Origin of the sequence: Bacillus pfraonensis (assembly GCF_050768835.1) — a bacterium.
In the GTDB taxonomy this organism is placed as follows: Bacteria; Bacillota; Bacilli; order Bacillales; family Bacillaceae_G; genus Bacillus_A; species Bacillus_A pfraonensis.
On record NZ_JAHCDO010000021.1, the window covers coordinates 60,003 to 70,011 of the forward strand.

Here is a 10,009-nt window from a genome sequence, read left to right on the forward strand (position 1 = left end):
AATCAACCGCCTCCTACGAAAGTTACAATCTCAATTTGGTCTCCATCAAAAACAGATACGCTTTGATGGTCTTCTTTTGTTAAAATATCTGTATTGCGTTCTACTACAACAATCTTTGTATCTAATCCTAAATGCGTAAGCAGTTCTGCTACTGTCTTAACACTCCCAGGTACCTCTACTTGCTTACCATTAATTTTTAAGTTCAAGCTTCCATCCCCTTTCTAAACCGTTTTAGAAAGCAATGAATCTAGTAAATGACTCCCCTGCTTTCCTTCTATTACATCTGCCATATATTGACCAGAAACAGGACTTAATAAAATTCCGTTTCGGTAATGGCCTGTACAAGCATACAATCCCTTTATTTCCTCATGCGCTCCCATATAAGGAACTTCGTGATTAGATTGTGGGCGTAACCCCGCCCAAGCACTTTCCCATTCCGCTTCTTTCAAAGCTGGTAAGATTGTATAAGCACGCTCTAGTATTGAAGTGATACTTTCTGGTTGTACAGATTTATTAAAGGTATGAGGCTTCATTGTTGCTCCAATTACATAACGTCCACCACGTTTTGGCGCGATATAAAATCGTTCTTGAAAAATAGGAGATTTTAATAGTGGTTTACGGCTCTTTACAGCAACAACTTCTCCTTTCACAGGGTATGTACCCCACTCTTTATCAAAATGATGAAGAAGTTTTGTGCTCCATGAGCCACCGGCAATTACTACCTTTTCACATAGAATCATACCTTCATTCGTAATAATCCCTACTACTCGATTGTTCTCTATTTTGATATCAAATACTTCTGTTTGTTCATATATATCAGCTCCAGAAACGGCTGCAGAATGCGCAAATGCTTTCGTAAGTTCCGGCGCGATGACATGACCATCTTTCGGATAGTATACAGCCCCCATAATGGATGAAGAGAGAAATGGCTCTTTTTTACGAAGCTCATCTCCGGTCATAAAATATGATTCTTCACCTGTTTCCTGTTGCCAGCCCATAATATCTAGTATTCTTGTCTTCTCGTCTTCAGTTTGAGCAATACGATAGATACCTTTCTCTTCATACCCAATATCAATACCCGTTTTTTCACGTAACGTTTCTGCAAGTTGTGGAAATATTTCACGGCTTTTCCTAGCAAGCTCAAATAGTGGATCATACGCATCCCACTCCGCCTGTACACCAAGTAAACCTGCCGCTGCTTTAGAAGCTTCAGATGCAATCCTTTTTTTCTCAACAATCGTCACTTGGTATCCTCTTTCTGCTAGAAAATGTGCAACTGAACTACCAATTACACCACCGCCAATAATGGCTACATCATATACCTTACTCATGATTTTCCGCCCACTTTCTTATTGTTTCCTTATACAATCTTGCTTTCTCGTATGGAGTACGATCACTGACAATTCCAGACATAACAGCAATACCACTCACACCAGACCGAAGAACCTCTGCTGTATTTTCAGGTGTTACCCCTCCAATAGCTGTAATCGGTATCGTTAATCGCCTTGCCATATCTGAAATTTCTTCTAATCCTCTTGCCGGAACGCCCCGCTTACAATCCGTTGAAAATACATGGCCATAAACAAGAGAATCTGCACCGTTTTTGAAAGCTGTTATCGCTTCTTCCAAAGAATGCACAGAATACCCAACATGCAAATACGAAAACTTTTCTTTCACAGACCTAACATCTGCACTTCGATATCCCAATTGGACGCGAGGGATATGTAATAAAATTGCAATATCGATTCGGTCATTTATCACAAGCTTAGATGCTGGAAAGCCCCTCTTTAGGAGACCTTCCACACCTTCATACAACTCTTTCGTACTTTTTTCTCGCTCACGAATATGCAAATAATCAATCTCACTCTCAATTTGCATCGCTACATTCGTTAACTCTTCGAATGTCATCTGACCATTTGAGATAACATGGAGCTCGTCTTTCATATTCACTCGCCTACTTTAAAATATTTTCAAATAATTCATTGGCAGGAACGCTTTCTTTTGTCATTCCTTTTTCTTTCAACCATTTATTTTGTTTTTCCCATGACTCTTTTGTGTCTGATAAAAATGGCTCATCTTTCGTTTCCATTTTCTCTAATAAAATTTTCATACTTTCTTTTTCAACTTCCGGAACAAGCGGGAAGTTTTCTTTTTCTTGATGATCTAATAAAATATTTAGTGCTTCATCTGGGTTTTTCTTCATGAAGTCGTAGCCCTTTTTCGCACCACGTAAAAATGCTTGTAATGATTCTTTATCTTTCTTCAATGTTTTATCACCTGTGACAAAAACAAGTTCATGATAATTTGGTACACCATACTCAGCTGGATTAAAGTATGCTGGCTCATGGCCTTGATGGCGCATAACAGGAACTTCATGGTTAATGTAAGCACCTGTGACAGCATCTACCTTTTTCGTAATTAACGCCGGCACCAAATCAAATCCAACATCTACTACTTTCACAGCACTAGGATTTCCACCAGCTTCTTTTACCATCGTTTTTAAATATGCCGCACTTAAAGGTGTTCCAGAATAACCAACTGTTTTACCTTCTAAGTCTTTTGGTGATTTAATACCTGCTGATTTTAACGATACAACATGATTTAGTGGTGAACGGACCACAGCTCCAATTGATTTCACTGGAATTTGTTCATTTGCTCTTGCGATGACAACATCTGGCTGATAGTATAGACCAACTGTTACTTTTCCTGCTGCCGCTAACGTTAATGGATCGGTTGGATTAGATGGGAATTTAATATTCACCTTTACTCCTTCTTCTTTAAAGTAGCCCTTTTCAATCGCTGCATAGATAAAACTATGAACCGCGTTTGGATACCAATCGAGCATCACTGTAATTTCTTTCTCTTTCTTTTGCTTCTCTAATGCTGAATTGCTAGAACATCCTGCAATCATTACAACTAATAATGTAAACACAAAGATGCGCTTGAATAATTTCATGAATGTTTCCTCCAACTAATGAATTTCTTTTCTAATATCGAAACGAGTAATACAAAGAAAATAGCTAGTACTGATAACAGTACAATCGGTGCAAATACGCCTGCCCCATCTAACTGCGTCATCATTCGTTTACTAAAGTATCCTAAACCCGCTTGTGCACCAAGCCACTCGCCAATCGCTGCTCCAATTACACTAAGCGGAACAGCTATTTTTAAAGCAGAGAAAAAGTACGGAAGTGCAGATGGCAATTTTAACTTTAGAAAAATATCTTTTTTCGTTGCACCATATGTAACTAAAAGCTCCTCCCATTCCTTTTTCGTACTGCGTAACCCATCATACGTATTTACGGCAATTGGGAAAAATGTAATCAAAACGGTCACAACTACTTTGCTCCAAATTGAATATCCAAACCATAAAACAAACAATGGTGCTAGCGCTGTAATTGGAATCGTTTGTGATGCAACTAGTAACGGATAAAATGCTCTTTCTATCCATGTGCTAGCATTCATTAACATCGCGAGCCCCACACCAAGTACAATGGAAATAACAACTCCTATCAAAACCACGTATAACGTTGCCGGCAAATGAACTGTAAGCAATATATCTTGCAACGCCCACATTTTCGCTAGAATTGCAGTAGGAGATGGCAATATGTACATCTCGTCAACAATTCTAGCTCCCACCTCCCAAGCTATGAGCAGTATGCTACTTAAAATCAGTGCAGGTAATAACTCTGTCACACGCTTCATACGAGCACCTGCCTTTGCAGCATACTAAGTAATTCATCTTTTAAAGCTAATATCTCAGGTTTATGCAAATCTTTTCTTGAGCGATCTATTCCAAGTGGTACAATACGCTCCGTCAAAGTGGTAATAGGCTGCTCGGTCACAACTAAAATTCGATTGGAAAGAAAAAGCGCTTCCTCCACATCATGTGTGATAAATAAAATTGTTTTTTGCCACTGTTTCCATTGTTCAAACAACCATTCTTGCAACGTTGCTTTCGTTAAAGCATCTAATGCGCTAAAAGGTTCATCTAACAACAAAACGTCCCCGCCTGTTAATAAGGTTCGAATAAAGGATACTCGTTGCCGCATACCACCTGATAAATCTTTCGAATATTTGTTCTCGTATCCTTGTAAACCAAATTGTTCTAACAGCTCTTTTGCTTTTACATGTGCTTCTTTTTTCTTTATCCCCTGGCACTCTAACGGCAATGCTGCATTTTCAATAATCGTTCTCCACGGCAGAAGCATATCTTTTTGTGGCATATACCCTACAGGATGACTCGTTGTTTCTGTCAGTTGAATATTTCCAGCCGTAGGTTCTTCTAATCCTGTAATTAAACGAAACAATGTACTTTTGCCACAGCCACTCGGCCCAATAATGCTAACAAACTCTTTTTCTTGCACGGAAGCATCTAGACCGTTTATGATTGGCTTTTCATCATAATGAAAGGAAACATTATGAAATTGTAGTATGCTCTTGCTCCTCAAAACCCCACATCTCCTTACGATACGCCATATCCCAGAATAAATACTCAAATCGGCTAGAATATAAGAAAATCTCTTCTAATCTAGCTAGCTCTTGTTCAGATTTCCCTTCAGCTAGTTCATTTAATAAATCCATTAGCCAAATGCAAAGACTTCCATACTCTTCTGAGCTATATCCTTGAATCCACTCTCCGAAGAACTCATGATCCCTCGCTCCTGGAATATCATTTAAGCGCTTTCCAATTTCCCAATAACTCCACATACATGGAAGAAGAGCCGCAATTAACTCTGCAAGCGTGCCATTTTGAGATACTGACATCATATAGTTTGTATACGCTAAATTTTTAGCAGATGGCTTTGCTTCCTCCATCTCTTGTATAGAAATACCAAGACGTTTTGCATACTGTTTATGAATCGTCATTTCTCCATTTAAAATACCATCTATTTGTTCTGCAAATTTCCCCATCACATATGGATTCGTTGCCTTTACAACTCCAATTGCATAAACCTTCGCATAGTCTAGCAAATATAAATAATCTTGTACGATGTAATATTGGAATTTGTCTTTTTCTAACGTGCCATCCCCCATTCCAGTTACAAATGGATGGTTATGACTTTTCTCCCAAACAGGCTGCACAGTTTCAAATAACCTCTCACAAAATTTCATTTATATTTCCCCTTCCTTTATATCTATTTATTAAAATAAAAAACCACTTCTATATAAGAAGTGGTTCAGCAAATAAAAATACATTTATTCGTTGCTCCACTTCCCTTCGCTAGTATTACCTAGATCAGGTCCGTAAGGGTTAAGGATTATTCCTCTCTCAGCATGCAAAGCACCCCTAGTGGTTTTCACTATTAAATTGGCAAATAAAAAAGCCCCGTTTCTTTACGCAAAGAAACGGGGACCTAATGTTCATGTCCGAATTGCTTCCCTACGCTAGCATAATCTAGATCAGGTAGTAAAAGGATAAAAGACTTTCGGTCTTACTCTCAGCTGGCAACACCAGCTCTCCTAGCACAATATGAAATTACCATAGTCAGTATAACATTGTCATGTGTTATCAGCAACTGTTTTAAATTAGCATGGCACTTAAAAAGGATCTGGTCGCTTCTATGCATAGGCGGATTCTCTTCCCCACCTAAAAACGTTCTTCTTCCATTTTTTCAATTTGTATTTCTATATTTATTCTGAAAATACTATATAACTCCATTTTGATTTTTCGACATATGAGCTACGGCTATGAAAGTAAAAACAATTTTCCATTTATTCCCACTTTTTGTTTTCACACGGCATGGGGCAGAAAAAGGCCCTGACCGCTTCTATCCATTGACGGATCCTCTCTCCCACTCAAAAAGAAAGGTTTTATGTCGATTTTTTAACTGATATTTATATAATTATCTTTTATCCAAACTCTAATGATTGTTTATCTGTTATTCTTGTAATATATTTCGATTCCATTAAAAAGTCGTTATTTTTTTCACATATCATATTACAGTTATGTGAACAATGCACAAAATATTATATCTTTATACTATAATAAAAAATATATTAATACATCGATGGGGGGCTAATATTAGATGAAACAGAAAGCTACAGCTTTAACGGCAACTACTGTCGCAGTCGCATCTCTACTTCCATCCATAAATCAAGTAGACACACGTACTGTAGCAGCCCAAGAATTGCCTACACAAAACATTCAACATATAAAACCAGGCCCAGAAATATTATATTTGAATAATAGGATAAATACAAGAGATAAAACTAACTCCTTAAAAAAAACAAATATTGCGTTTACTAAATATACTGAACGGAACAATAGTTATATCGTAAATGCCAATGTGTTAAATATTCGTTCTAAACCAAATATCAAATCCTCTATTATTGATAGATTATCCAATGGTAAATTCATCTCCGTCCAAGAAACAAAAGGGGATTGGTATAAAGTCTCACATAATGGGCAACAAGGATATGTAAAAAAAGAATTTGTATCTCATACATCAGAACCATTAGTAAAAGGGGTTACAATACAAAATGAATCTTCCTTTTACGTTGCTACACCTACCTTAAAAGTCCGCCGTGGAGCTGGAACAGATACTGCTGTAATTGGGGCTTTACAAAACGGAACACAAGTCACTGTTATAGAAACAGTTGGTACCTGGTACAAAGTTCGCTTCGGAACATCTTACGGATTTGTAGCAAAGCATTATATTATTCAAAAACAACCACAAACGAGACAAGCCGCTCCTTCTATTCCTGCTGTTTTTAAATTCCCTACTCAAGGAACGATTAGTTCTACATTTGATATGCGCTGGGAACAAATGCATTATGGTATAGATATTTCCGCACCAGGTAATGTTTCAATTCATGCAGCTGCTGCAGGTAAAGTTATAAAGTCTTATTACTCTGCTAGCTATGGAAATGTCGTATTTGTAGCACATCATATTCGAGGTAAACTATATACAACCGTTTACGCTCATATGAAAGACCGTTCAGTACAAGTTGTTGATCAAGTTCAAACCGGGAAATTATTAGGATATATGGGAAATACAGGTCATTCATTTGGACAACATCTCCATTTTGAATTACATAATGGTGAATGGAATTTTGAAAAGACAAACGCAGTAAATCCACTGCCTTATTTGGTTCGGTAATATTATATGTCACGTAATATACCATTAATAATTGAGTATATAGCTTTTCTCGGTTTAATCTGTTGCTTAGTCATTTACAATACGAACCTTGTCTTTTTGGGTATCGTCATCTCATTTGTTGCTATTGAATCATTGATGGAAGCATTCAAAATTCGACTGAAGAAACAAATTTCTCATATATATACTGCATTTATTATTATAAGCGGCTTAATAACAAATATTATTTATAGTGGTTTTCATATGGCTGCTATATTCCCTGTATTTTTTATAGGGGTGCTAACCATCATTTCCCAATATATTTATATTCCTGAACACCGTAAGAACCAACAAGAAGCTTAGAACAGCCTTCTACATTTACGACGAAAAAAGGGGTCTCACTTAAAATGAGACCCCTTTTTTCATCTATACATTATATTGAAAAATTTCTTTTTATCCACACGCATATCGTTCATAAATAAAACTTAAATTATATTTCTTCTCTAAGCCCATTCGTTGTTCATCATCACACCAGTAAAATAAAATATCATGAATCGTTGCATAACGCTTATTCTTTAGAAATTGCTTAATAAATGACGGTAAACAATCGTGTAATTGTATAAATATATAATTCCGCAGGATTTCTTCTTTATGTTCAATTCCTTTACAAACATACATCAACTCTTCACAATAATATGCATGTTGCGGAACTTGAATCATTTCAAAAAATGGTACATATGATAATAGTTTTCCAATGAAGTGCTCGTATCGATTCATAAACTCAAATGACATATGCTCCATCATTTCCTTCATTACATAAAGATAATCATCCACATGAGTAGTTTTTAGCGGATTAAGGCGGTCAGAAATTTGAGCGATTACAGCCCTTTGACATGCAACAACAGAACGACTCGGTCCATAATATGTTAAAAAATCCGTACACTTACGATATTTTTTTAATAAGTCATATATGTATAAGTCATAAACGTATGTATTACAGTATATTGCTAAATTCATCATCTCTTGATCCAATTCTTCTTTGGACAATCGTTTTGCCTGTTTGCAAATATAAAAAAATGTAAGTTCCATTACTTCCTTATGAGATAATAGCTTTTCACATTTTTCAATACATTCCTCATTAAATTTAATTCTTTCCCATATCATTACATCTCTATTTTCCGATTTCCCGATGCGATATTTTACAATTAAGTAGTTCCAAGCCACAACTTGGGTTAAAACATCCCACGTTTCATATTCCATAGATGTATGTACAAATTCATCTAATTTATGGTTCACCATAAATGTATAAGCTTCCTTATACCAACCGATGTCCTGACATAAACGAACAATACGAACTAAAGTTGGTATTTCATCTTTATGAAACTGTGGCAACTCCTTCACTTTATTCATTCCATATAAAATAAACGGAGCCAAGTTTTCCTGTTTATAAAATTCTTTTTCTTTCCAAGCTAAAATTGTCCGTTCTTTTCCTTCGCCTTTTGGATGATTTGGTACAAGTAAGGAAAATAAATCTGCAAAATTAGTTGGTTCCACATAAGCCTCTGTAACCAAATTCCAATTTGGATTACTCTGTACCTCCCTCATATTATTTCCCCTCCGTTTCTATTTATATAAAATCTTTGATAGTTTAGTAGATAATCATAATATTATAAATATTATTATATTCAAAATTCCTTATGAAGCTTTTATTTATTATTATATCATTTTTTAACATAACAAAAATTAGTAATGGAAATTGTTAAATAAAATTTCAAATGAACTTAACATATGTCATTCTCCAGATACATTTAATGAAGCATATTTATATCTATGCGTAATATTTTGGATACGCTTTAATCACAATATAGCTTTATTTACATTATTAATAAAACGTATCCAATCTTACCTATTCTCTAAACGAAAAATAATCTGCAGATATTCCTTTATTCTGTATGCTCGGAAATTTCACTTAAAGCAAATCCTGCTTGATCATCAGCTTTCTCTGCTATTGCTAAATCACCTAACGCTAACATCCCAACAAGCCCGCCATTCTCAACTACAGGTAGTCTTCTAATTTGGTGCTGCGCCATTAACTCTGTAGCCTTTTCAATAGAGTCATCAGGAGAAACAGACACAATTCCTGTAGTCATGATATTTGTAATTTTATTAGACCCGGGATGTTTCTCAGCAATTCCACGAACAACTAAATCACGATCAGTGACAAGACCAACCACTTGATTGTTCTCTACAACTGGAATCATTCCAATGTCCTCTTCTTTCATTTTCACAGCAGCTTCATATACATTATCTAGCGGTGTACACTGTACAATATCGGTACTCATAAATTCTCTAACTGTTGTCATGTAGCTTTATTCCCTCCTTCTTATACATACTATAGTTTTTCCAAATTCCCTTTATTTATTATGAAATAAAGGGAATTTCAAATTAATGTTATCGTATATACAAAAGGAAAAAGCTTTCGCATTATATTTTCACAAGAAAAAAGAGTCAGCTAATTGCTGACTCTTTTTTATGACCCGTACGGGATTCGAACCCGTGTTACCGCCGTGAAAGGGCGGTGTCTTAACCACTTGACCAACGGGCCATGGCTCCGCAGGTAGGACTCGAACCTACGACCGATCGGTTAACAGCCGATAGCTCTACCACTGAGCTACTGCGGAATATGGTGGGCCTAAATGGACTCGAACCATCGACCTCACGCTTATCAGGCGTGCGCTCTAACCAGCTGAGCTATAGGCCCATATTTCTTACAGGGGCAGTAGGAATCGAACCCACACCGGAGGTTTTGGAGACCTCTGTTCTACCTTTAAACTATGCCCCTAAGTGGTGCCGGCTAGAGGACTTGAACCCCCAACCTACTGATTACAAGTCAGTTGCTCTACCAATTGAGCTAAGCCGGCTTTTCAAAA

11 protein-coding genes, 5 tRNA genes and 2 riboswitches are annotated in these 10,009 nt (G+C 36.5%); of the genes, 2 read left to right on the forward strand and 14 right to left on the reverse strand.

All coding sequences use genetic code 11. The features are described from left to right. Positions 1 to 2: 2 nt before the first annotated feature. The 7 genes from thiS to tenA are packed head-to-tail and all read right to left on the reverse strand — an operon-like array spanning position 3 to position 5,115. Positions 3 to 206 carry a sulfur carrier protein ThiS gene (gene thiS / locus KFD70_RS20165; RefSeq protein WP_336450648.1) on the reverse strand — a complete coding sequence of 68 codons (204 nt, stop codon included), beginning with the start codon at positions 204 to 206 and terminating at the stop codon, positions 3 to 5. 15 nt (positions 207 to 221) lie between these two features. Continuing rightward, on the reverse strand, positions 222 to 1,331 hold the full coding sequence (gene thiO, locus KFD70_RS20170) for a glycine oxidase ThiO (protein WP_431613306.1): 1,110 nt from the start codon (positions 1,329 to 1,331) through the stop codon (positions 222 to 224). Beyond that, positions 1,324 to 1,944 carry a thiazole tautomerase TenI gene (gene tenI / locus KFD70_RS20175; RefSeq protein ID WP_336450646.1) on the reverse strand — a complete coding sequence of 207 codons (621 nt, stop codon included), beginning with the start codon at positions 1,942 to 1,944 and terminating at the stop codon, positions 1,324 to 1,326. The genes thiO and tenI overlap by 8 nt, the downstream gene beginning before the upstream one ends. Before the next feature lie 10 nt (positions 1,945 to 1,954). Beyond that, positions 1,955 to 2,956, reverse strand: coding sequence for an ABC transporter substrate-binding protein (locus KFD70_RS20180; RefSeq protein ID WP_336450645.1), 1,002 nt, complete (start codon positions 2,954 to 2,956; stop codon positions 1,955 to 1,957). Beyond that, on the reverse strand, positions 2,953 to 3,705 hold the full coding sequence (locus KFD70_RS20185; RefSeq protein ID WP_336450644.1) for an ABC transporter permease: 753 nt from the start codon (positions 3,703 to 3,705) through the stop codon (positions 2,953 to 2,955). The genes KFD70_RS20180 and KFD70_RS20185 overlap by 4 nt, the downstream gene beginning before the upstream one ends. Then, positions 3,702 to 4,451, reverse strand: a complete 750-nt coding sequence (locus KFD70_RS20190; protein ID WP_336450643.1) for an ABC transporter ATP-binding protein — start codon at positions 4,449 to 4,451, stop codon at positions 3,702 to 3,704. The genes KFD70_RS20185 and KFD70_RS20190 overlap by 4 nt, the downstream gene beginning before the upstream one ends. Further along, positions 4,420 to 5,115: a thiaminase II gene (gene tenA / locus KFD70_RS20195; protein ID WP_336450642.1), complete on the reverse strand. Its 696-nt coding sequence runs from the start codon at positions 5,113 to 5,115 to the stop codon at positions 4,420 to 4,422. The genes KFD70_RS20190 and tenA overlap by 32 nt, the downstream gene beginning before the upstream one ends. 84 nt (positions 5,116 to 5,199) lie before the next feature. Continuing rightward, positions 5,200 to 5,302: riboswitch (TPP riboswitch) on the reverse strand. 61 nt (positions 5,303 to 5,363) lie between these two features. Further along, positions 5,364 to 5,475: riboswitch (TPP riboswitch) on the reverse strand. Positions 5,476 to 6,029: 554 nt separating this feature from the next. Between tenA and KFD70_RS20200 the strand changes: the two genes are divergently transcribed. Then, positions 6,030 to 7,103 carry an SH3 domain-containing protein gene (locus tag KFD70_RS20200; protein ID WP_336450641.1) on the forward strand — a complete coding sequence of 358 codons (1,074 nt, stop codon included), beginning with the start codon at positions 6,030 to 6,032 and terminating at the stop codon, positions 7,101 to 7,103. A gap of 6 nt (positions 7,104 to 7,109) precedes the next feature. Further along, positions 7,110 to 7,442: a hypothetical protein gene (locus KFD70_RS20205; RefSeq protein WP_336450640.1), complete on the forward strand. Its 333-nt coding sequence runs from the start codon at positions 7,110 to 7,112 to the stop codon at positions 7,440 to 7,442. Between the two features lie 90 nt (positions 7,443 to 7,532). Here KFD70_RS20205 and KFD70_RS20210 read toward each other — a convergent pair whose 3' ends face one another. The 7 genes from KFD70_RS20210 to KFD70_RS20240 form a co-directional block, all read right to left on the reverse strand. Next, positions 7,533 to 8,684 carry a DUF3965 domain-containing protein gene (locus tag KFD70_RS20210; protein ID WP_336450639.1) on the reverse strand — a complete coding sequence of 384 codons (1,152 nt, stop codon included), beginning with the start codon at positions 8,682 to 8,684 and terminating at the stop codon, positions 7,533 to 7,535. A gap of 338 nt (positions 8,685 to 9,022) precedes the next feature. Then, positions 9,023 to 9,442 (reverse strand): CBS domain-containing protein, encoded by a 420-nt coding sequence (locus KFD70_RS20215; RefSeq protein ID WP_336450638.1) that lies wholly within the window; start codon positions 9,440 to 9,442, stop codon positions 9,023 to 9,025. A 170-nt stretch (positions 9,443 to 9,612) separates the two neighbouring features. Next, positions 9,613 to 9,684 (reverse strand) — tRNA-Glu (locus tag KFD70_RS20220). Position 9,685: 1 nt separating this feature from the next. Further along, a tRNA-Asn gene (locus KFD70_RS20225) sits at positions 9,686 to 9,760 on the reverse strand. Between the two features lie 3 nt (positions 9,761 to 9,763). After that, positions 9,764 to 9,840 (reverse strand) — tRNA-Ile (locus tag KFD70_RS20230). Positions 9,841 to 9,850: 10 nt separating this feature from the next. Continuing rightward, positions 9,851 to 9,921: transfer RNA gene (locus KFD70_RS20235), tRNA-Trp, on the reverse strand. Between the two features lie 3 nt (positions 9,922 to 9,924). Further along, positions 9,925 to 10,000: transfer RNA gene (locus KFD70_RS20240), tRNA-Thr, on the reverse strand. Positions 10,001 to 10,009: the final 9 nt, after the last annotated feature.

What these genes read in the sequence shown, in the direction of transcription:
- thiO (WP_431613306.1), bottom strand. Translation starts at nt 1,331, where the DNA reads ATGAGTAAGGTATATGATGTAGCCATTATTGGCGGTGGTGTAATTGGT.
- tenI (WP_336450646.1), bottom strand. Translation starts at nt 1,944, where the DNA reads ATGAAAGACGAGCTCCATGTTATCTCAAATGGTCAGATGACATTCGAA.
- KFD70_RS20180 (WP_336450645.1), bottom strand. Translation starts at nt 2,956, where the DNA reads ATGAAATTATTCAAGCGCATCTTTGTGTTTACATTATTAGTTGTAATG.
- KFD70_RS20185 (WP_336450644.1), bottom strand. Translation starts at nt 3,705, where the DNA reads ATGAAGCGTGTGACAGAGTTATTACCTGCACTGATTTTAAGTAGCATA.
- tenA (WP_336450642.1), bottom strand. Translation starts at nt 5,115, where the DNA reads ATGAAATTTTGTGAGAGGTTATTTGAAACTGTGCAGCCTGTTTGGGAG.
- KFD70_RS20200 (WP_336450641.1), top strand. Translation starts at nt 6,030, where the DNA reads ATGAAACAGAAAGCTACAGCTTTAACGGCAACTACTGTCGCAGTCGCA.
- KFD70_RS20205 (WP_336450640.1), top strand. Translation starts at nt 7,110, where the DNA reads ATGTCACGTAATATACCATTAATAATTGAGTATATAGCTTTTCTCGGT.
- KFD70_RS20210 (WP_336450639.1), bottom strand. Translation starts at nt 8,684, where the DNA reads ATGAGGGAGGTACAGAGTAATCCAAATTGGAATTTGGTTACAGAGGCT.
- KFD70_RS20215 (WP_336450638.1), bottom strand. Translation starts at nt 9,442, where the DNA reads ATGACAACAGTTAGAGAATTTATGAGTACCGATATTGTACAGTGTACA.